Annotated in this window: 21 protein-coding genes and 2 pseudogenes; 10 read left to right on the top strand and 13 right to left on the bottom strand. The window is 68.6% G+C overall.

The window, feature by feature from the left end:
* Window positions 1–19: 19 nt before the first annotated feature.
* From ACFWJX_RS01270 to ACFWJX_RS01235, 8 genes and pseudogenes are all read right to left on the bottom strand, one after another.
* Window positions 20–682, bottom strand: coding sequence for an ABC transporter ATP-binding protein (locus ACFWJX_RS01270; protein WP_383234994.1), 663 nt, complete (start codon window positions 680–682; stop codon window positions 20–22).
* Between the two features lie 31 nt (window positions 683–713).
* Entirely contained in the window at window positions 714–1,874 is a 1,161-nt protein-coding gene (locus ACFWJX_RS01265; RefSeq protein WP_383234991.1) for a branched-chain amino acid ABC transporter permease, read from the bottom strand.
* Entirely contained in the window at window positions 1,829–2,695 is an 867-nt protein-coding gene (locus tag ACFWJX_RS01260) for a branched-chain amino acid ABC transporter permease (protein ID WP_383234988.1), read from the bottom strand. The genes ACFWJX_RS01265 and ACFWJX_RS01260 overlap by 46 nt, the downstream gene beginning before the upstream one ends.
* Window positions 2,696–2,776: 81 nt before the next feature.
* Entirely contained in the window at window positions 2,777–4,105 is a 1,329-nt protein-coding gene (locus ACFWJX_RS01255; RefSeq protein ID WP_383234986.1) for an ABC transporter substrate-binding protein, read from the bottom strand.
* Window positions 4,106–4,206: 101 nt separating this feature from the next.
* Window positions 4,207–5,811, bottom strand: a complete 1,605-nt coding sequence (locus ACFWJX_RS01250) for a flavin-containing monooxygenase (protein ID WP_383234983.1) — start codon at window positions 5,809–5,811, stop codon at window positions 4,207–4,209.
* Window positions 5,812–5,875: 64 nt separating this feature from the next.
* Window positions 5,876–6,781, bottom strand: a complete 906-nt coding sequence (locus ACFWJX_RS01245) for an alpha/beta hydrolase (RefSeq protein WP_383234980.1) — start codon at window positions 6,779–6,781, stop codon at window positions 5,876–5,878.
* A 226-nt stretch (window positions 6,782–7,007) separates the two neighbouring features.
* Window positions 7,008–7,824 (bottom strand): annotated as a pseudogene (locus tag ACFWJX_RS01240) (IS5 family transposase).
* An 89-nt stretch (window positions 7,825–7,913) separates the two neighbouring features.
* A complete protein-coding gene (locus ACFWJX_RS01235) occupies window positions 7,914–8,873 on the bottom strand; it encodes a helix-turn-helix domain-containing protein (RefSeq protein ID WP_383234977.1) in 960 nt (319 codons plus the stop codon).
* A 179-nt stretch (window positions 8,874–9,052) separates the two neighbouring features.
* Here ACFWJX_RS01235 and ACFWJX_RS01230 point away from each other — a divergent pair, with 179 nt between their 5' ends.
* The gene (locus ACFWJX_RS01230) at window positions 9,053–9,322 is read left to right on the top strand and encodes an acyl-CoA dehydrogenase family protein (RefSeq protein WP_383234975.1); all 270 of its coding nucleotides are present in this window, start codon (window positions 9,053–9,055) and stop codon (window positions 9,320–9,322) included.
* A 259-nt stretch (window positions 9,323–9,581) separates the two neighbouring features.
* Here ACFWJX_RS01230 and ACFWJX_RS01225 read toward each other — a convergent pair whose 3' ends face one another.
* The gene (locus ACFWJX_RS01225; protein WP_383234973.1) at window positions 9,582–10,223 is read right to left on the bottom strand and encodes a TetR/AcrR family transcriptional regulator; all 642 of its coding nucleotides are present in this window, start codon (window positions 10,221–10,223) and stop codon (window positions 9,582–9,584) included.
* 152 nt (window positions 10,224–10,375) lie between these two features.
* On the opposite strand from ACFWJX_RS01225, the gene ACFWJX_RS01220 reads away from it, so the two are divergent.
* The 6 genes and pseudogenes from ACFWJX_RS01220 to ACFWJX_RS01195 all read left to right on the top strand — a co-directional run.
* Window positions 10,376–11,290 carry an SDR family oxidoreductase gene (locus ACFWJX_RS01220; protein WP_383234970.1) on the top strand — a complete coding sequence of 305 codons (915 nt, stop codon included), beginning with the start codon at window positions 10,376–10,378 and terminating at the stop codon, window positions 11,288–11,290.
* A gap of 4 nt (window positions 11,291–11,294) precedes the next feature.
* The gene (locus ACFWJX_RS01215; protein WP_383234967.1) at window positions 11,295–12,440 is read left to right on the top strand and encodes a hypothetical protein; all 1,146 of its coding nucleotides are present in this window, start codon (window positions 11,295–11,297) and stop codon (window positions 12,438–12,440) included.
* On the top strand, window positions 12,437–13,369 hold the full coding sequence (locus ACFWJX_RS01210) for an alpha/beta fold hydrolase (RefSeq protein WP_383234965.1): 933 nt from the start codon (window positions 12,437–12,439) through the stop codon (window positions 13,367–13,369). The genes ACFWJX_RS01215 and ACFWJX_RS01210 overlap by 4 nt, the downstream gene beginning before the upstream one ends.
* A gap of 75 nt (window positions 13,370–13,444) precedes the next feature.
* Complete coding sequence (locus tag ACFWJX_RS01205; protein WP_383234962.1) at window positions 13,445–14,365, top strand: metal-dependent hydrolase; 921 nt, start codon at window positions 13,445–13,447, stop codon at window positions 14,363–14,365.
* 29 nt (window positions 14,366–14,394) lie between these two features.
* Window positions 14,395–15,495, top strand: coding sequence for a PDR/VanB family oxidoreductase (locus ACFWJX_RS01200; protein WP_383234959.1), 1,101 nt, complete (start codon window positions 14,395–14,397; stop codon window positions 15,493–15,495).
* A 223-nt stretch (window positions 15,496–15,718) separates the two neighbouring features.
* A pseudogene (locus tag ACFWJX_RS01195) lies at window positions 15,719–15,808 on the top strand (IS5/IS1182 family transposase); the annotation flags it as partial.
* 123 nt (window positions 15,809–15,931) lie between these two features.
* Here the strand turns inward: ACFWJX_RS01195 and ACFWJX_RS01190 are convergent.
* Both ACFWJX_RS01190 and ACFWJX_RS01185 read right to left on the bottom strand, forming a co-directional pair.
* A complete protein-coding gene (locus ACFWJX_RS01190) occupies window positions 15,932–16,150 on the bottom strand; it encodes an alpha-L-rhamnosidase N-terminal domain-containing protein (RefSeq protein WP_383234957.1) in 219 nt (72 codons plus the stop codon).
* A 13-nt stretch (window positions 16,151–16,163) separates the two neighbouring features.
* Complete coding sequence (locus ACFWJX_RS01185) at window positions 16,164–16,322, bottom strand: hypothetical protein (RefSeq protein ID WP_383234954.1); 159 nt, start codon at window positions 16,320–16,322, stop codon at window positions 16,164–16,166.
* 292 nt (window positions 16,323–16,614) lie between these two features.
* Between ACFWJX_RS01185 and ACFWJX_RS01180 the strand changes: the two genes are divergently transcribed.
* Window positions 16,615–16,788 (top strand): hypothetical protein, encoded by a 174-nt coding sequence (locus tag ACFWJX_RS01180; RefSeq protein ID WP_383234951.1) that lies wholly within the window; start codon window positions 16,615–16,617, stop codon window positions 16,786–16,788.
* Window positions 16,789–17,128: 340 nt separating this feature from the next.
* On the opposite strand, the gene ACFWJX_RS01175 is transcribed toward ACFWJX_RS01180, so the two are convergent.
* A complete protein-coding gene (locus ACFWJX_RS01175; RefSeq protein WP_383234949.1) occupies window positions 17,129–17,524 on the bottom strand; it encodes a ribonuclease domain-containing protein in 396 nt (131 codons plus the stop codon).
* A gap of 165 nt (window positions 17,525–17,689) precedes the next feature.
* On the opposite strand from ACFWJX_RS01175, the gene ACFWJX_RS01170 reads away from it, so the two are divergent.
* Window positions 17,690–18,334 carry a dihydrofolate reductase family protein gene (locus ACFWJX_RS01170; protein WP_383234946.1) on the top strand — a complete coding sequence of 215 codons (645 nt, stop codon included), beginning with the start codon at window positions 17,690–17,692 and terminating at the stop codon, window positions 18,332–18,334.
* An 18-nt stretch (window positions 18,335–18,352) separates the two neighbouring features.
* On the opposite strand, the gene ACFWJX_RS01165 is transcribed toward ACFWJX_RS01170, so the two are convergent.
* Window positions 18,353–18,982, bottom strand: coding sequence for a dihydrofolate reductase family protein (locus ACFWJX_RS01165; RefSeq protein WP_383234943.1), 630 nt, complete (start codon window positions 18,980–18,982; stop codon window positions 18,353–18,355).
* A gap of 140 nt (window positions 18,983–19,122) precedes the next feature.
* Between ACFWJX_RS01165 and ACFWJX_RS01160 the strand changes: the two genes are divergently transcribed.
* Window positions 19,123–19,869, top strand: a complete 747-nt coding sequence (locus ACFWJX_RS01160) for an SDR family oxidoreductase (RefSeq protein ID WP_383234940.1) — start codon at window positions 19,123–19,125, stop codon at window positions 19,867–19,869.
* Window positions 19,870–19,925 lie beyond the last annotated feature (56 nt).

Raw genomic sequence — 19,925 nt, 5'->3', positions numbered from 1 at the left:
TTGCGGTCCCTCCGGCGACTCATGCCACCTCCTCCGTTCCGAGGTACGCGCGTCGCACCTGCGACGAGGCCAGGACTTCAGCGGTGGGTCCGTGGGCGATCAGCCGCCCGAAGTCGAGGACGGTGACCGCGGAGCAGACTGAGGACACCAGTTCCATGTCGTGGTCGATCAGGACCACCGCGGCATCGTTCCGCTCGGCCATGCGGCGTACCAGCGGTACCAGGCACGCGGTGTCGGCTTCCGCCAGTCCCGCCCCGGGCTCGTCGAGCAGGATCACGCGGGGCTTCCCCAACAGCGCCTTGGCGATCTCCACCAGCCGTCTCTCCATCATGTTGAGGTCCGTTGCCCGTCGTGAGACGTTCGAGAGGCCCACTTCGTCCAGGACCTCTGCGACGTCGCCGCGCCCCAGGCCCAGGCTCTCCGCGGCCAGCAGGACGTTGTCGTGCGCACTGAGCTCGCGAATGACCTGCTCCTGCTGGAAGGTCCGTCGCACGCCGGCGCGTGCCCGCTTGTGTGGCGGAAGGGAGCCGAGGTCGATGCCGTCGACGTGGATGCGTCCCGAAGCCGGCCGGTAGAAGCCGCTGACGACATTGAGCAGGCTGGTCTTGCCGGCACCGTTCGGGCCGACGAGTCCGTTCACACCTGGTCCGAAGGTCGCGGTGACGTCGTCAAGAGGCTTCACACCGCCGAATTGGAGAGTGAGGCTCTGGATCTCAAGCATCTTGTGCCGCCCTCTCCGAGGCGCCGAGGTCGCTCGACCCCTCTGCCGGTTCGCCGGTCTGGTCGCCTCTGGGCCGGTCGGGACTCCGCCCGGCACTGCCGGAGAGAACATGCTCAGGGAGCCGGAGCCGTGCCATGAGTCCCTGAACCTGTCCGGCCATCCCTCTCGGTGCGGTCACGAGCGCTTGGACGAGGCCGAGTCCGAGGATCACCAACACCAGGTTCGCGTCGATGCCCAGGTCGTTGAGCACGGCCGGGAAGGCCACGTAGAGAAGGCCCGCCAGGACGCCCCCGAAGAGGGAGTAGGCACCGCCGATGAGGACCACCGCGAACAGCACGATGTTCTGTTGGGCCGGGAAGCTGATCGGATCGAGACGACCGGTTCCGGTCGCCAGCAGCGCTCCTGCCACGCCGGTGGAGAACGACGTCAGGGCCAGCGCCAACAGCCGGTACCGCGTCACGGGCACTCCGGTGGCGTACGCGCCGGCTTCGGACTGGCGGATGGCGGCCCATGCACGCCCGACCCGGCCGCGGAGCGTGACCCACAGGATGAGGAACAGGATGCCGACCACGATGACCGTGTAGCGGAACATGGCGTCGTCGGACGTCGCAAAGTCGGGCCGGGGCACGGTGCGGGCCAGCTGGGCGCCAGTGGCTCTCCCCGTGAAGCCTCCACCGCCGTCCGGGAACCCGGTGCCGTAGAAGAGGATCTCGAAGGCGCCGGCCGCCATCAGGGACACCAGCGCGAGGATGAGCCCGTTTAGCCGGAGTGAGGGCAGCCCGATGACGGTGCCGATGACGCAGGTCACTGCCCCTGCGAGCACGAGGAGCACCGGGCTGGGCAGCGCCACTTCGTGCGCGATGCGCAGGAAGACCCAGCCGCCCACGCCCGTGAGGGCCACCTGGTTCAAGGACACGTAGCCGAGGCGCCCGTACAGCAGCCCGGCGCCTGCTGCGACCGCGGAGAAGACGGCGGCCAGGGTCGCGATCTTCGTCCAGTAGCCGGTCAGAAGGATCGGAGTGACGAGACCGAGAAGGATCGCGGCCCCCATGATTGCCGGCGCACCCACCACGAGGGTTCGGCGAGCCGTTGCGTGTGTGCCGAGCTTCATGCCATCGACCTCATCGAGTAGACCTTGTGCCGCCCCAGCCACAGAGTCACGGCGATGGCGATCACGAACGGCGCCATGGCCCGGTACGGGCTGATGGCGGGGAACTGCGTCAGGGACGCTTCGACCACACCGATGACCAGTCCACCGGCCAAGGTCAGCCACAGCGACTCCAACCGGCCGATGAGCGCGGCCGCCAGTGCCGGGATCACCAGGAACGTCAGGTTGTTCGCCGTGAGCAGGGTCAGGTCCGCGAGAAGGATCGAGCTCACCCCGGCGGTGAACCCACTGATGAGCCAGGCGAGCGCTTCGACGCGACGAACGCGTACCCCGAGCATGCTGGACAGCTGGCGATCGTTGGCGAGCGCACGCATCACCGTGCCGGTCACCGAGGTGCGCAGGAACGTGCTCGCCAGGACCGTCGCCAGCAGCGCGACTGCGAAAGCGAGAACCTGCGTCAGGTTGACGCGGACCCCGGCAAGGTCGAAGCCATGCGCGTCACTGGGCAGGTTCAACGACCGAGCCTTGTCGTTCCAGTACCAGTTGCACAGACCGAGGATCGCCAGAGCGAGTCCGAGCGTGGCAGCGGCCTTGACCAGAACGTCGCGGCCCATGAGCAGCGGCTCGATCAACACTCCCCAGGCCAGGGACAGAGCCGTGGTTACCAGGACCCCGATAGTGATCGCGGTGAGCATGGTCAGGTTCTGGAACGTGTACAGCTCCCAGCAGAGCAGCACCCCGCCGGCACCCGCGGCGCCGTACGCGAGGTTCAGGGTGCCGGAAGCCCGGTACAGGACGACGAGTCCCGTCCCGGAGAGTGCGTAGAGGGCGCCGACCGCGAGGCCGGTCACGAGATAGGACAGCATCCGAGGCCTCTTCGAGCGTGACAGTGTGTGCAGGGGCGAGCGGCCGGGTGCCCACCCGATCCCGGGCACCCGGCGAGGTGATCATTTACCGATGAGCGACGGGTCCGCCTTTTCCTGGGCCAACACGTCGGCCAGCTCGGGGTCCGGGGTCTCGAAGCAGTCGGCACCCGGGACGAAATTGCCGTCACCGTCGAGCTTGACGTTGTGCAGCTGGTGGTTGGCGTTGTGGTGGTCGCTGTCGCCGAAGTACCAGGGCGTGCACATCATGTCGGTCTTGAAGTCCTTGATTCCGACGACGGCCTTCGACACCGACTTCCTGGTGATGTCGTTCGGGTCCAGGCTCATCAGGGTGTCGACGAGGATCCGCGCGGCGACGTAGCCGGCCTGGGAGAAGGAATCCCGAACCTGGTCGGGCTCGCCGTACTTGGAGATCACCGCACGCCAGTTGAGGTTGTCCGGGGTCTTGGCATTGAGCAGGGTGAACTCGGAGTTGGTGGTGAACTTGCCGTTCCAGCCGTCGCCGATCTGCGACGGAAAGGTGCTGTCGTAGCACGAGGTCAGGCATCCGAACCGCACCTTGTCCTGGAGACCCTGCTGGAGTGCTGCCTTGAGTACCGAGGCGTTGTCGGGACCCGGGAATCCTGCGATGAAGGCGTCGGTGCCGCTCTTGCCGATGCTGACGGCGACGCTGTTGGCGTCCTTGACCGGGACGGGGGCAGGCTCACCCAGTGGCACGGCGATGCCGGCGTCCCTCGCGTAGTCCTTCAGCCCCTGCACCAGCCAGTCACCCAGGTCGGGCAGGCCCGTCACCTGCGTCGAGATCGACGTGGCGCCGTACTCGTCGACCAGGAACTTCGCCTGCGACACCATGCTCAGTCGCGGGCCGCCGTTGACCGGGGCGATGTTCTTGCTGAAGAAGCACGACCGCGGGACACCGACGCCGGTGATGGAGTAGAGGTCCGCGGCCGCGTAGATCGGCTGCTCGATGCCGCATGAGACGAACGAGGCATCGCCCACCATCGCGACCACGTCCTTGTTTTCCGCGAACTGTGTTGCGAGCGCGGACCCCTTCTGCGGGTCGAGGGCGTCATCCTGACTGTCGTAGTCGACCGGGCGGCCGTTGATGCCACCATTGGCGTTGACGCAGTCGAAGTACGCCTTGGCGGCCAACGGGCTCGAAGAGAAGTCGACGCCGTTCGACATGGTGGAGATGGCACCGACCTTGATCGGCTTGCCGGCGGCCTTCTTGCCGTTCGAGAGCCCGCACTTGATGTCCGAGCTGGCGACCTTCTGGCCGAGATCGGAGTCGGCCTTCCCCTTGGCGTCGCCCGGGCTCCGCGTGCATCCGGCGAAGGAGGCGACTGCGATCAGGGCCGCCACCGCGGCCATGGTTCTGCGGTGTGTCGTCATGCTGTTCTTCTCCTCGTTGAGTGAACCGCGCAAGATGTGTGGCCCGGCTGGTGACGGCCCGCCCGAGGCGCTGTCCGGTGAAGTCCGCTTCGCGGACCCCGTCAGTTGAAGTCGAATCCCTCGTAGTCGTTCTCGACGACCTTGTCGCAGGTGGCGCGGTACGCAGGCACCCCGGCGACATAGGGCATGAACACGCGGGGCTTGCCGGGCACGTTGGCGCCCATGTACCAGGACGCGGTCTTCATGAACAACGTCGGCGAGGCCACGTCGAACACGTGCTGGACCCAGGCGGACTCGGCGTCCGCAGTCGCCTCGACAGTCGTCGCCTCGCGCGCCCGGGCGGTCTCCAGCAGACTCCCGATGAACTGAACGTGCTGCTCCAGCGAGTGGACCATGTTGCTGAACACCGAGGGGCTCTGCGGGCCGTTGATGAAGAAGAGGTTGGGGAAGCCGGCGGCCTGGAGCCCCAGATAGGTGAGCGGTCCGGCCGCCCAGTGATCACGGAGCGGCTCCCCCTCGCGACCTCGGATGTCCATCGCGAGCAGTGCTCCCGTGATGGCGTCGTACCCGGTGGCGAAGACCACGTCGTCGACCTCGTAGAGGGCGTCCTCGGTCTCGATGCCCGAGGGTTGGAACTCGGTGATGGCGGCGCTCCTTACGTCCACCAGGTCGACGTGCGGCTCGTTGAACATCGCGTGGAAGCCAGGCCCGACGACCAGTCGCCGCGCCCCGACCGGGTAGTCCATGGCCGTGAGCAGAGCAGCAGTCTGTTCGTCCTGGACGGTGTCCCGGATCTTGCCCTTCAGGTAGTCCGCCAGAGCCTGGTTTGCCGCTTCGTCGGCAAGCAGGTCCGGGAACGCGAGCAGGAGTGCGGCGCCGCCGACCGGCCACCGGCGCTCGAACTCCGCGGTCCTCTCCTCCGCAGAGAGAGCCATGGCCGGCTCCGGGCGGGTCGCGAAGTCCACGCCAAGGGGTGAGTGACGCGCGAGCTCCCTGCGCCTGGCGTATCCGGCCTTCTCCGTGGCCAGGGTGTCGGGATTCAGCGGCTCGTGCAGTGCAGGCACGATGAAGCTGGGGGTTCGCTGCAGGACGTACAGGTGTTCAGCCTGCTTGGCGATCTCGACGGAGACCTGCACCCCAGAGGACCCCGTGCCGATGACGGCGACGCGCCGGTCGGTGAAGTCGACGGGCTCATCGGGCCAGGCCCCGGTGTGGAACGTACGCCCCTGAAAGCTGTCGATACCCGGAATGTCCGGGAAGCGCGGGCTCGAAAGCGAACCGGTCGCCATGACCAGCCAGCGGGCCGCAGCGAGCGGCCCCCCTTCCCCTTCGACGAGCCAGCGATCCGTCCCTTCGTCGAAGGACGCGCCCGCCACCCTTGTCCCGAAGGTCATGTCCCCACGGAGCCCGAACCGGTCGGTGACGTGCTCGATGTACTCGAGGATCGCCGCCTGCCCGGAGTACCGCTCGGGCCAGTTCCACTCCTGCTGGAGCTCGTCGTCGAAGGAGTAGGAGTAGTCGAGGCTCTCGAAGTCGCAGCGCGCTCCCGGGTACCGATTCCAGTACCACGTGCCACCTGGTCCGTCTCCGGCCTCGTAGAGGTGTGCGGTGAACCCGGCCTGCTTGGCGCGGTGAAGCATGTACACACCGGCGAAGCCAGCGCCGACCACCACGACGTCGTACTCGGTGGTTGCTCCGGATGTCATGTCGATGCCCTTTCGGCGATCAGAGGATGTGGCCGTGCGGGTGGGGTTGAGGTGCAGGAGAAGGTCAGTGACTTCTCGGTGTCGACAGGCCCGTGCGTTGCCTGATGAACGCGCCGGCGGAGTCCAGTGCCTGGCGCCCCTCGGGCAGCGCGAAAGCGAAGAGCGGGAAGACGTGGACCAAGTGCGGCCAGATCTCGAGCGTGACCCGGACATCCGCCTCGCCACAGCGAGCGGCCAGCGTCGTGGCGTCCGACAACAGGATCTCGGCCGTACCCGCCACGACGAGCAACGGCGGCAAGTCCTGGAGGTCGGCGTGGAGGGGGCTCGCCAGGTGGTGTGCGGCGTCCTCATCCCCCAGGTACTCGGCGGCCCGGATCATCAGCCCCGCTGGAGTGAGCGACGGATCGGCCTGCGCCTTGGTCTTCATGGAAGTGGAGGTGCAGGACAGGTCCAGCCACGGCGACAGCAGCACCGCGCAGGCAGGCAGGGGCATGCCGGCGTCTCGGAGCGACAGCATCAGCGCGAGCGCCAGCCCACCGCCCGCGCTGTCGCCGGCCAGGGCAATGCGGTCCGGGCGCACACCATCGTCGAGGAGCGCCGAGTACACGGCGACCGCGTCGTCGAGGGCCGCCGGGAACGGCGCCTCGGGTGCCAGGCGGTACTCGGGGGCGACACCACGGGCGTGACCGGCGTCGGCCAGCGCCAGCCACAGGGAGCGGTACCCGCTCGCCGTCCCCGCCACGTAGGCACCGCCATGCAGGTAGAGCAGCACCGGCGCGTCGACCGTCTGGTCGGCATCCATCAGGACCTGGACGCCGGCGATGTCGGCGGCCACCACTTCGGTCTCGGGCTGCGGGAAGGACTCCAGCATCCCTTCGAAGATCTCCCGCAGCTGAGGAGCGGGCGCCTCGAACGACAGCGGCGCCTCTCGGATCTGTTGCACGAGGGCGTCGATCTCACTGCGACCCATGCTCGTTCTCTCCTTTCCCGATCGCCGGACGTGGATAATTAGCCACGTCCGCATGCCGGGCGGCGTATCCGTGCCCGCACAGGTGATTGCCTCAGCGCGCAGAGTCAGCAGGGCGGGCGTACGGAAAAGCCCGCGTTGTCGAAGCCGGGCTCGTGGCGGGCACGACGCCAGACGCCGGACACCCGCCTTCACGAACAGCTGCCACGAAGCAGCGTCGAGCCTCGCGTCAGCCTGAGGACTCCTCACAGAGTGAGTGGTTGACCAGTCGGTGTCGGCAGATGATGCTGCAGGCCAGGCCGAGGAAGGCCTCGTGGATGCCGTCGCGGATCTCCCAGCGGACGCGCAGTCCGCGGAACCAGTGCAGCAGTGCAAAGCTCCGCTCTACCACCCAGCGGTGCGCGCCCAGCCCGGAACCGTGTCCGACTCCGCGCCGCGCGATGACCGGGGTGATCCCCAGGGCCCGCACCTGCTTGCGGTACTCGTCATGGTTGTAGCCGCAGGTCGGCGTAGACCACGACCGGTCGTTGTGGGGGTGGTCCGCGCCGGCCGCGTACGGGCGGGACGGCCTGGAGCAGGGGGATGAACTGGCTGACGTCATTGCGGTTTCCGCCGGTCAGCGACACCGCCAGCGGGATGCCGTGCCCTTCGGTGATCAGATGGTGCTTGGAGCCTGTTCGGGCACGGTCGACCGGGCTCGGTCCTGTTTTGGGCCGCCCTTGAGCGCCCTGACGTGCGAGCCCTCGATCACCGCCCTCGACCAGTCCAGCGCGCCGACGGCGTTCAGCTCGGCCAGAAGCGACTCGTGCAGACGCTGCCAGACTCCCGCGTCGTTCAAGTCACGCAAACGCCGCCGGCAGGTCATGCCGGAGCCGAAGCCCAGCTCCTGGGGCAGGAACTCCCACGGAATGCCGGTGTACAGCACGAACAGGATGCCCGACAGCACCCTTCCGGTCGTCCAGACGCTTGCGGCCGGGGCAATCCGTTCGGCGCGGCACAACCGGCAGCAACGGCTCGATCCGCGCCCACAGCCCATCCGGCACGATCCACGGCGACTGCTCGCCCCTTCATGCGCAGGCTAACAATCCATCACACACCGACATCCAAGGTCAGCTGCAGCATTCCGTGAAAGGTTCTAAAGCGACTGTTCCCGGAACTGTCGCGGAGGCAGTCCGTAGCGTTCCTTGAACGCGCGGCTGAAGTGGCTCGCCTGCTTGAACCCGAGCCGCAGCGCGAGTGATTCCATGGTGCCGGTGAGCGGCGCCCGCTGGGTCAGGATCGCGTGTGCCTTGGTGAGACGCTCCTCCATGAGTAGCCGCACCGGCGAGGTCCCTTCGGCGTGGAAGAGAAGGTAGAGATAGCGCTCGGAGATCCCGATCTCGTGGGCGATGGCAGCAGGAGTCAACGACGCGTCGGAGTGACGCTTCCGGATGCACTCGCGAGCGCGGGCTCGGTGCAGGTCCTGGTATTCGTCCGCGTCTGCATTGCTCCCGGACTGCCAGCGCAGCGCCGCAGTCAGTACGTCCAGTGCATTGTCCAGCAGCGGCGCAGTCACCTCGGCCTCGACGTCCGCCACCCGCTCGGCCAGCGACTGGAGCAACCCCGATGCAAGTGCTCCGATGCCGTTCAGGCCGCCGATGCTGAGGGCCGTGACGCCCTCGACGTTTCGCAGCCTTCGCGTGAGGAGGTCTCGCGGAAAGCGCGCCACGACCTGCTTCGAGTCCTGCCGGAACGCCACCCGGTAGGGCCGCGCGCTGTCGTACAGGACCAGCTGACCGGGTTGAGTGAGCTCGGCGACCCTGTCTGCCTGCGAGTAGACGATGTCACCTTGAACAAGAAGACTCACGAACAGGTAGTCGCCGCCCGTGCGACGGATGAGCCCCGTCGACCGCTCGACCTGGTGCGGCCGCGCTGCAACGGTGCACAGCCGGGACTCGCCGATCTGGCCGCCTGCGATCTGGCCCTCGAAGCCGCGGCCGTCGTCTGCGGCCTGTGTGGGATTGAGGTCCACGAAGGTGTCAGAGATCGCCTCGCGCCAGAACTCGAAACGTTGAGCCGCGCTGACGTCCCGGGTCGTCTTCTGCACCGTGAGCACGCGCCGCCCCCTTTCGACAGCTCGCCTCTTGTAACGCGCGTCTGAAGTGGCACCCAAAATATCTGCGGCTGACCACTTTTGCACTAGTACTGCGAGTCCCCTCACATCCAGCGACTTCATGATGACTACGAGTTTCCGGTCTCTCGTTCCCGCAGCGTGGGCGCAACCGGAACCGTAGTGTGCCGTGCCGATCGCGGAGTTGTGCGCGTTCACTTGTACGCGGACAGGGCGAAGGACTACGCCACCAAACTGTCGGTGGACTGGCGCGCGACGCCGTCCAGGCATTCGGAGGCCTCGGCTTCGCACGCGAACTCGGTGCCGACGGCAGCCCCGGCCCCGTCGAGGCGATCTACCGGGACAGCAAGATCGGCGAGATCTACGAGGGCACCAACGAGATCCAGAAGTGGGTCATCGCCCGGCAGATCTTCGGCCGGACCACCGTCGGGTGACTGCCCCGCCGCTACCCTGCCCTGCCAGCCCCGCTTCCGCGCACTGGGATGGCTGCCCCGGTTGCTGTAGGAATCAGTGACTGCGATCCAGAGACGCAGGCGCACCTGGTCAGCAGGTGCGCCACTTGCCTTCACTGCGCGATGGTTCTCGCCGGCCTCCCTGATCGAAACAGGGCCGCTGAGTGCGCCGGGCCGGTGAGCAGAGGGCGTGGGCTGACGTCCGGTGCAGAAGCTCCGGACGGAATCCGGGCCCGCGTGATCAGGGCTGGTCGCTGATGGCTCGGTAGGCCGCGATGTACAGGGTGTGGCACAGATCGATCAGTTCTTCGACGGTGGCGTTCTGGTGGCCGAGCGTCCAGTCCACGAGGAGTTCGTTGACTCCGCCGACCAGGCTCATCGCGGTCATGGTGAGCCGGCTGGAGGAGACTTCCGGGCCAGGTGGCGTTGCGACGACGGCGGCGACCATTGCGGCGAATTCATGCAGGACCTCGCGGCGCCGTACTTCGAGGCGGGGGCTGGCGCCCACGACCTCGATGAGTACTAGGCGCGCCTTGCGGGCGTCGCTGGTGAGTGTGCGGATGAAGACCTCGAGGCCGGCGCGCAGCTGGGCGTCGACATCAGGTGCGGCAGCGGCTGCGGCCTGCGCGGTCTCGGCGCTGATCGTGGTGATCAGCTCGTTGTAGACCCCGGCGAGAAGGTCTTCGCGGTCGCGGAACGACTCGTAGAAGTAGCGCTCGGTCAGTCCGGCATGCGAGCACACCTGCTTGACGGAGACCGAGGCGTATCCGGCCGTGCCGAACAGGTCGAGGCCCGCCTGGACGAGGCGGGTGCGGCGCTCCTGCTGTCGTTGCGCCGCATCGCGTCCGCCGTAGCGCCGCCCGGCGGCCTGTGTGCCGGTCATTTTTCCCCTTCGCAGAGGTGTTGACACCGGTGTGCTCCGAACTGACACTCTAGCTTGTCAGTTCATCTGACACGGCATCGTGTCAGAAGTGCACGAGGGCCGTTTGCCGCTCGGCGTTCCGCTCATGCTCAGGGCAAGGAAGGGGCTCGACCGTGGCAGCAGCACCGCCCAAGCACCCGTACACGTTCAGCCGAAGAGAGCGCGACAGGCTCCCCCGCACTCAACCGCTGACCGGCCGGGTGATCGCGGTCACCGGGGCGGGCCGCGGAATCGGGCGCGCCGTCGCGGCCCGGCTCGCCGCGGCCGGAGCCGCCGTGGCGATCGGCGATCTCGACGCGGAGGTCGCCATGGAGACGGCCGGTGCCATTGGCGCGCATCCCGGGGGCCAACTGCTCGGGCTGCCTCTGGACGTCACCGACGCACCGTCCTTCGAAGATTTCCTGCACACCGTGGAAACCCGGCTCGGGCCGATCGACGTACTGATCAACAACGCCGGAATCATGTGGGTGGGCCCCTTCGCGGAGGAACCGGAGGAAGCCGCCCTGCGCCAGTTCGACGTCAACGTCCACGGCGTACTGCGGGGGATGAAACTCGTGATCCCGGGGATGCGGAAACGCGGTCACGGCCACGTGGTGAACATCGCCTCCGCCGCCAGCAAGGTCGCCCCGGCCGGCGAGGCGACCTACGCGGCGACGAAGCACGCCGTCCACGGCTACAGCACAGCCGTCCGCGCCGAACTGCGCGGCACCGGCGTGCACGTGTCCCTGGTGATGCCCGGCGTCGTGGACACCGAGCTGGCCGTGGGCACCGCGACCGGCCCCACCCGACGCCTGACGACGGATCAGGTGGCCGACGCGGTGCTCGACGTCGTGCTGCGCCCGCGGTTCGAGGTCTTCGTGCCCCGCCAGGTAGCCGCCCTGACCCGGTTGGCCGCGGTGCTGCCGGGCCGTGCCCGCGACGCCCTGCATCACTTCCTTGTCCCCGACCAGCTCGCCGCCCTGTCCGACCGGTCGGTCCGCGCGGCCTACGAGCAGCGCACCCGGACCGCCCGCCATCCCGAAGGTTGAGCCCGTGACCACCACGCCCAAGCCGGCGCCCAGCGCGAAGAAGGCCAGGAGGGTCCAGGACGCCGCCGCTTTGCGTCCCATCCCCGAATTCGAAGGTGTCCACGACGTATGGCCCCGCGGTGACCGGCTGCGCGCCGTACGCGGCGCCGCGGCCGCATACCGTGAGCGGTTCGTCCAGCAGGGCCGCATCCGCGCCGTCCGCAGTTTCGACATCGCCGCGGCCCCGTACCCGACCCGGTTCGGCTTCCACGGCGCCGCGCTCGCCGTCAATCCGTTCGTGAGCATCGTCAACCGGATGCTCGTCGTGCAGTTCGACGGCTTCGACGGTGAGCCGAAAACACTGGTGTGGGAGCCGACCGTCGCCGCCGGAACGGCTCAAGCGCCGTTCTACGCCCAGCTCAAGCGGCTGGCAGGGGACTTTCTCACCGAGCACGTCTTCGCCCGCTTCTACCAGGATCCGAACACTGTCCTGCCCTCCTGCGGTCTGCGACCCGAGGACGTGGACTTCGTCAGCTTCGACCACCTGCACGTCCAGGACGTGCGCATGATCATGGGAAGTACCAGCATCATTCCCGGCGAACGGGCGCCCCGCGAAGCGCTGTTCCCGCGCGCCCGGTTGCTGGTGCACCGCAGGGAGCTGGGCACCTTCGAATCGACGCATCCGATGCAGTGGGCCTGGTACGTCGACGGAGGCATGGACGGGGTACCGCCCGAGCGCGTCGCCGCCTTCGACGGCGATGTCGAACTCGGCGTCGGCGTCAGCCTGTTGTGGACCCCCGGCCATACGGACGGCAACCACTCCCTGGTGCTGAATACCCCCGACGGAGTGTGGGTCTCCTCCGAGAACGGCATCTCGGCCGACAACTGGCAGCCCGAGCTATCCCGCATCCCCGGGGTGCGCCGCCACGCCGCGTTCTACGGCCATGAGGTGGTGCCCAACGCCAACACCCTGGAGGACTCCCTCGACCAGTACGACTCCATGGTCAAGGAGAAGACCCTCGCCGACGCCAGCCGGCGCGATCCGCGCTGGCTGCAGATCCTGCCCTCCTCGGAGCTGGCCCCGTTCAAGCGGCAGTGGCCGGTGCTGCCCAGCTTCTTCCACGGCGGTCTGAACTACGGCGAACTGACCCCTGCCGGCGGTGGCCGGTGACCGGCCCGGCCGCCCGCCGAATCGCCGTGGACGGCGCGGACGGCGCGGAGTTGGCCTCCTACCAGTGGGGAGCGTCCACGGCTCCTCCGGTGGTGCTGGTCCACGGCTATCCGGACACCAGCGCCGTGTGGCGCCCGGTCGCCGAACGCCTGGCCGACCGCTTCCACGTCACCGCCTTCGACGTGCGGGGAGCCGGTGCCTCCCACCGGCCCAGGGGACTGCGCGCCTACCGGATGTCCCGCCTGGAAGCCGACCTGGAGGCGGTTCTCGACGCCGTGAGCCCCGACCGCCCGGTGCACGTGGTCGGACACGACTGGGGATCGATCCACTCCTGGGAGTCGGTCACCGGCACCCGCCTGGCCGGGCGGATCGCCTCGTTCACGTCCATCTCCGGACCCTGCCTGGACCACGTCGGCCACCTGATCCGGGCCCGCCTCCGACCGCGGCACCCGGACCTGCCGAAGCTGCTGCGACAGGCCGCACGGTCCTGGTACATCGCCTACTTCCACCTTCCGCTCCTGCCCGCCCTGACCTGGAGAGCACTGGGACACCGCTGGCGCGCTTTCCTCACCGGCTCCCAAGGTGTGCCCGACCACACCCCCTACCCGGCGCCGACGCTGGCCCGCGACGCCGCATCAGGCATCGCGCTGTACCGCGCCAACATGCTGCCCCGCCTGCTGCGTCCCCGGCACCGGCCGACCACCGTGCCGGTTCAACTCATCATTCCCACGCGCGACTTCTGCGTCACCCCGGTGCTGTCGTACGGAGTGGAGCACTGGACGCGGCAGATACAACGGCGCCCGATCGATGCCGGGCACTGGGTACAGCTCAGCCACCCCGAGGAGGTCGCGTCCCGGATCGCGGAATTCGCCGACCGCATCGAAGAAGGCTCCCGCCGCAGTCCGGACCACACCGCGCACCCGATCTGACAGACCAGCAGTACTGGACGCCTGCCTGACGTGCCCCTTCCCACACACCGATCGCTGACGGAGGAGGAACCTGTCATGTTCCGAGCCGCACATGCCGCACATGCCCACCCGGAGCGTCCGTCCGAGCCCATCGACCACCACGACCTGGTGTTGCAACCCCGGGACGTCACCTTCGACTGGGGCACCACCCCACTGCACTGGCTGCCGGGTGAGCCCTTCGCGACCCACACCTTCGACGTGCTCCATCTCATGCTCCCCGAACTCGAACGCTGGTTCGTGCGCACCTTCGAGCAGGCACTGCCACTGATCACCGATGACCGGCTGCGCGAGGACGTACGCGGCTTCATCGGCCAGGAGGCGATGCACGCCGAGGCGCACCAGGAGGTCCTGGAACACCTGCTCACCAAGGGGCTGGACCCGGCTCCGTACACCCTGCAGTCCGAATGGATCTTCCGGAGGGTGCTCGGAGACCGGCCCGAGCTGACACCGGTCGCCGCACACGCGCACCTCCTCCAACGGCTCGCCCTCATAGCGGCCTTCGAGCACTTCACCGCGTACATGGGGCACTGGATTCTCAGCAACCGGCACCTGGACCAGGCCGGCGCGGACCCCGCGATGCTCGATCTGTTTCGCTGGCACGGCGCGGAGGAGGTTGAACACCGTTCGGTCGCGTTCGACCTGCTGGTGCACCTCGATCCCCGCTACCGGCGCCGCGTGGTCGGCATGCTCGTCACGGCTCCGGTGCTGACCCGGCTGTGGATCCGCGGAGTCCGCTTCCTGATGAGCGCCGACCCCGAACTCGACGACCGGGTCAAGGTCCGCCTCCGCGATTACCTGACCGCGGCCCGCAAGAACCTGTTGCCCCCGCCGGGCGCGTTCGCCCGCTCGGTGCTGCGCTACTTCCGCCCCGGCTACCACCCGACCCAGGAGGGCTCGACCCAACAGGCGGTCGCCTACCTGGCGGCGTCCCCCGCCGCCCGAGCGGCTGCCCGATGAGCCTGCGACCAGCGAGGCAGCCCATGGACATGGACATCAGCACATCCGTCACTCAGCCGCCGGACCTGTACGGCAGGCCGCGCAGCGACTCCTTCATGCAGAAGCTGGCGGCTTTCAGCGACAAAGCGGTCACGCGCCTTGCGCGGCGCAGCACTCCGCCTGGGCGCCCGCCGACCACCGAGATGCCCGCGATCCGGGAACTGGTGGTCGCCACCAAGCAGCAAGAGGCCGAGGATGTCGTCTCCCTGCGGCTGACAGCACCCGACGGCGGAACACTCCCGCCCTGGCAGCCCGGCGCCCACATCGAACTGCACCTGCCCTCCGGCCGCAAGCGGCAGTACTCGCTGTGCGGAGACCCTGCCGACCGGCACCGGTACCGCATCGCGGTGCGCCGCATCGCCAACGGCAAAGGCGGTTCGGCCGAGGTGCACGACACCCTCGAAGACGGTGTGCGGGTCGCCGTCACCGCGCCCCGGAACGCCTTCCCCTTCGCCGCCGAAGCATCCGTCCTGCTCATCGCGGGCGGCATCGGAATCACCCCGATCCTGCCGATGGCCCGGGAAGCCGCCCGACGCGGGCTGGACTGGAGGCTCGTACACACCGGCCGCAGCCGCGGCTCGATGCCCTTCGGGGCAGAGCTGGCCGAACTGGCGGCCGCAGCCCATGGCCGGGTCTCCATCCGTCCTGACGACGAGTCCGGCGTGCCCGAAGCAGCCGAACTACTCAGCTCGATCCCGGAGGCGGGTGCGGTGTACTGCTGCGGGCCCGCGCCCATGATCGACGGCGTTCGGCACGCGTTCGGTGGCAGCCGCGCGTCGTCCCTGCACTTCGAGCGTTTCGGCCCGGTCCCGATCACGGACGGCCGTCCCTTCGAACTTCAACTGGGCGACACTGGACGGGTTCTGCCGGTGCCCTACGACCGCTCCGCCCTGGATGTTCTCCACGAGGCCCTGCCGGACCTGCCGTTCTCCTGCCGCCAGGGGTTCTGCGGCACCTGCCGGGTACGGGTGGCCCATGGCCAGGTCGATCACCGTGACCGTCGGCTCACCGCCACCGAACGTACAGCCGGCGCCATGTTGCCCTGCGTCTCGCGTGCACCGGAAGGAGAGCGGTTGGTGCTGGAGGTGTGAGCGGTGGCCGAGCGCTCGTAGAGCACGGCCGTCGCCGCGAGGAACCTCAGCGGCAGCGCTGATACCCGACCCTCGGCGCGACCCACCGCCTGGACGATGAGACGGTCTGGGACACCGGCCAGAGCCAGCGGCAAGTCTAGCTACCAGGCCAGCCGCCGGGCGCAGCGCGAACGGTTGACGGGACATCACACCGGTCAGTGCGCGGTGCTGACGCTAAGGCGACTTGGAGGCGTGGCAGCTAATCCGGCCGGTCATCACGTCCTGGAAGGGACAGCACCGCTCGGTCAGCGGTCATGAGGGCCGGTACGAGATGTGAGAGATCGTCGACGCGATCCTGTACCAGGGCCGAGTGAGCCGCCAATGGCCGTCGGGGATCGTCGTCGCGGCAAGCGTGCTGTGGTACCCGGGGACAGTCCGGAGCAACTGCCCGGCGGGATCAGCACGGTGGCCGGCCGAGCGCCACTCTCCCTAACTCGTCGGCGCGGCGGGCGTCGTCCTTCTCCCCCGAGTACACCGAGTCGAAGGTGGTGAGGCCGTCCGCGGTGAGCCAGTCCTTGTCGGTGACGAGGCTGGTGGCCGAGCCGTCGGTGTACGTCACGACGAGCTTCGCGCGCAGGCGAGGCGCGCCGCTGTAGGGGGCAAGCTGCAGTACCACTCCTGAGGGGTCGTCACCCCGCGCCAGCCACGGTCGAGTTCGGGGCGACGACGTTCTCGCGGCCGTCGCGGAAGAATGCGGTGACGTCGAAGGTGTCGTACAGGACGGTGCGGTCGTAGTTGCTCTGGTCGGTCAGGAGGCGGGCTCGTTGGTGTTGTCGCGGGTCGCCCACTTGCCGTCGACGGTGATGGGGTCGCCGTTGAGGGTGAAGGTGACGTTGCCGGCGGGCCTTGGAGACGGCGGGCGCGGGGCAGCAGGGGTGCCGGGTTGGCGATGGGGAGAATCGCGTTCTCGGCGGGGATGAAGGGGTTCTTGGGCGGGAAGGTCAGGCCCGAGAGCGTGCCGATACCGGCCTCGAACGGGTTCGCGCCGGTGGTGAGGTCGATGGCGAAGTCGGGGGCGCCGGTGCCGGTCACCTTAACGTTGCGGATCGTGGCGTTGCTGCCGCCGGCGAAGCCGTAGCCATGGCGGATGATCTGGTCGCCGGTGAGGGTGCGGCTGTCGATCTCGACGCCGTTGACCGCGGTGGTGACGGTGAGGCCCACGGCTGCTTCCGCCTCCTCGACGGCGATACCGAACTCTCCACCCACCCCCGCAAAGGTGACCCGGTGACCCGCTACCGCCTGGACAGCCTCTGAGCGTCGAGGAACACCTCGGACCGCCAACCATCTCCGGAGACAGCGTCAAGCAGGTCACGGGAACGAACTGTCAAGCATCTCCCCAGACGTCACGAGTGCGAGGGACATCTGGTCGCCACCGAGGGATTGCAAATGGACCGTTGACAACACGACCGCCTTCGCCAGGAACTAGTCGTATTTCGCGGCAGGAGCATTCAGCAGGGCGCGCCCATCCGTGCGTAGATTGCGACCGAGCAGGTCAGCAAGGAGACAGCTCGTATATGTACTTCCGAGTGCATCAGCATCCGAGATGTCTGCTGCAGAGCGGCACCGAACCGCATTCGACACCCGGAATGCCCGGTTATGCGGCACGGGCAGCAGACAGAAACGACGATACCTGCAGCTCGGATTCGACCCCGAGGGTTTGTTTAGCTGCCAAACACGGCATCTGACCTGCGGAAATAAAGAGCGGCAGACGAGTCGGGCTGTACGCCGGGTAGTAGCCCGAGGACTTCGAGGGCAGGATGCCTTCCCGGTTCTGGAAGACGGATCCGTCCTGCGCGTACGGGAACGGACCGCCCTGGTCGATCAGCCGCAGCGTGGTGTACGCCTGCGAGGGCAGGTCGCTGTAGCAGATGCTGCCGACCGCGGTCGCCGCCGCGTTCGCCGACCCGGCGGAGACGGTGCCGCCGACGAGGAGGGCGGACAGGAGGGCGGCGGCACCGCCGATGCGTGTGATTCGTGGGGGGAATCTCATGGCTCCATGATGACGCGCGTAGATGATGGCATGTCAATGACAACCGCAGGAATTTCCCGTCAAGTCGGCCGAGTTTTCCGGGAGTTAACCTGCCGTGGCCGGACCGATGAGAAACGGTCGCCCGGACGGTCTCGTCTCCGTTGCCGACAGCACCAGGAGGAACACGTGACTCAACTGCTGCGAGTCCAGAACTTCAACGTCTCGAGCGACGGCATCGGAGCCGGGGAGGACCAGAGCTTCGAGCGGCCCTTCGGCCACGTCGACCCCGGGAGGATGTTCGCCTGGGCGGGCGCCACGGCGAGCTGGCCCATGCGCACCGACCCCGGAGGCAGCCGGGGCCTCGACGACCACTTCACCCGGGACTACGCCCGCAACATCGGCGCCGAGATCATGGGCCGCAACAAGTTCGGTCCCCTGCGCGGGCCCTGGCAGGACGACGAGTGGCGCGGCTGGTGGGGCGACGAACCCCCGTTCCGCACGCCCGTGTTCGTCCTGACGCACCACGAGCGTCCCTCGTTCACACTCTCCGACACCACGTTCCACTTCGTCGGCGGTGACCCGGCCGCGGTCCTCGAACAGGCGCGGGAAGCGGCTCAGGGCAAGGACGTCCGGCTCGGCGGCGGGGTCACCACCATCCGGCAGTTCCTCGACGCCGGCCTCGTCGACACCCTGCACGTGGCGGTCTCGCCGGAGAAGCTCGGCTCCGGACTGAAACTCTGGGAGTCGCCCGACGAACTGCTCGACCGGTACCACCTGGACGTCGTGCCCAGCCCGAGCGGCGTGACGCACCACCTGTTCTGGCGGAAGTAGCGGGTCCGGCGAGGACGGCTAGACACCGTCCGGAAGCTCGTACGTCCCGTAGCTCGGCCGTCCGTCGAGGTCGTACGTCTGGATGGAGACCCCTGCGGCGGTGATCCGCCCGCCGGTGTGCCGGAACGCGGTCGGCCGGGCGCCCTCGGCGAAGAGGCGGCGGCCGGCGCCCAGCACGACCGGGAACGTCAGCAGGTGCAGCGTGTCGACCAGGTCCATGGCGAGGAGGCTGCCGGCCAGGGCGCCGCTGCCGTGCACCTGGAGTTCCCCGTCGGTGCGCTCCTTGAGGTCGGTGACCTCCTTGACGAGGTCGCCGTGGACCGCGGTGGCGCCCGGCCAGACCGGGTCGGCGAGGGGCGCGGAGGCGGCCACGTACTTCGGCAGGGCGTTCAGCCGGGAGGCGACCGGGTCCGCGGGGTCGGTCACCTTCGGCCAGTAGGAGGCGAAGATGTCGTAGGTGCGCCGGCCCAGGAGGAAGGCGCCGGCGCGGTCGAAGACCTCGGTGACGAACCGGCCGAAGTCCTCGTCGCCGTACGGCACGCTCCAGCCGCCCTGACCGAAGCCGCCACGGGGGTCCTCGTGAGGGCCGCCGGGGGCCTGGTGGACGCCGTCGAGGGTGACGAAACCGGTGAGGACGAGCTTGCCCATGACGGGTGCCCTCCTTTGCTGGTGCTCGGGGTGAGGTCCACTGTCATCAGGTCAGACCCCGTGCCTCCCCGCAACTCATCGCCGAGGTCGGCGTCCGTTCGCCGCCAGCACGGCGGGGCGTCCGGCGCTGGGATGGACCCATGACGACTTCGGAGAAGACCCTGAACGGCAAGGTGGCCCTGGTGACCGGCGGCAGCCGCGGCATCGGTGCGGCGACGGCGGTACGGCTGGCGCGGGAGGGCGCCGACGTGGCCCTGACGTACGTGAACGGCAAGGAGGCGGCCGACGACGTCGTACGGGCCGTCGAGGCCCTGGGACGCCGTGCGGTGGCCCTGCGGGCGGACTCCGCGGACGCCGCGGAGGCGGCGGGTGCGGTCGGCACGGCGGTGGACTCGCTGGGCGGGCTCGACGTGCTGGTGAACAACGCGGGGGTCGGCGTGCTCGGCCCGCTGGAGGACCTGTCGCTCGCGGACGTGGACCGGGTGCTCGCGGTGAACGTGCGGGGCGTCTTCCTCGCCTCCCAGGCGGCCGCCGGGCGGATGGGCGCCGGCGGGCGGATCATCACCATCGGCAGCTGCATGGTCCAGCGGGTGCCGGGGCCCGGGGGGACGCTGTACGCGCTGAGCAAGTCGGCGCTGGTCGGGCTGACGAAGGGGCTCGCGCGGGAGTTGGGGCCGCGGGGGATCACGGCGAACCTCGTCCATCCCGGGCCGATCGACACGGACATGAATCCGGCGGACGGGCCGTATGCGGGAGGCCAGGCGGCGATGACCGCGCTGGGGCGGTTCGGGACGGGGGGCGAGGTGGCGTCGATGGTGGCGTACCTGGCGGGCGCGACCTATGTGACGGGAGCGGAGTTCGCGGTGGACGGCGGCCACGCGGCGTGAGCTGAGGGACCCGCCGCAGGCCACGCGGCGTGAGCTGGAGGCCCCGCCCCCGGACC

The organism is Streptomyces sp. NPDC058335 (assembly GCF_042723915.1).
Classification (GTDB): domain Bacteria; phylum Actinomycetota; class Actinomycetes; order Streptomycetales; family Streptomycetaceae; genus Streptomyces.
The sequence above is the reverse complement of the archived record's forward strand: the minus strand, read 5'-3'. Positions and strand labels throughout refer to the sequence as shown.

Coding starts and splice junctions, on each gene's coding strand:
- ACFWJX_RS01255 (WP_383234986.1), bottom strand. CDS start 4,105: ATGACGACACACCGCAGAACCATGGCCGCGGTGGCGGCCCTGATCGCA.
- ACFWJX_RS01260 (WP_383234988.1), bottom strand. CDS start 2,695: ATGCTGTCCTATCTCGTGACCGGCCTCGCGGTCGGCGCCCTCTACGCA.
- ACFWJX_RS01175 (WP_383234949.1), bottom strand. CDS start 17,524: ATGAGATTCCCCCCACGAATCACACGCATCGGCGGTGCCGCCGCCCTC.
- ACFWJX_RS01165 (WP_383234943.1), bottom strand. CDS start 18,982: ATGGGCAAGCTCGTCCTCACCGGTTTCGTCACCCTCGACGGCGTCCAC.
- ACFWJX_RS01205 (WP_383234962.1), top strand. CDS start 13,445: ATGTTCCGAGCCGCACATGCCGCACATGCCCACCCGGAGCGTCCGTCC.
- ACFWJX_RS01200 (WP_383234959.1), top strand. CDS start 14,395: ATGGACATCAGCACATCCGTCACTCAGCCGCCGGACCTGTACGGCAGG.
- ACFWJX_RS01180 (WP_383234951.1), top strand. CDS start 16,615: ATGGCGGATGATCTGGTCGCCGGTGAGGGTGCGGCTGTCGATCTCGAC.
- ACFWJX_RS01245 (WP_383234980.1), bottom strand. CDS start 6,781: ATGGGTCGCAGTGAGATCGACGCCCTCGTGCAACAGATCCGAGAGGCG.
- ACFWJX_RS01225 (WP_383234973.1), bottom strand. CDS start 10,223: ATGACCGGCACACAGGCCGCCGGGCGGCGCTACGGCGGACGCGATGCG.
- ACFWJX_RS01250 (WP_383234983.1), bottom strand. CDS start 5,811: ATGACATCCGGAGCAACCACCGAGTACGACGTCGTGGTGGTCGGCGCT.
- ACFWJX_RS01160 (WP_383234940.1), top strand. CDS start 19,123: ATGACGACTTCGGAGAAGACCCTGAACGGCAAGGTGGCCCTGGTGACC.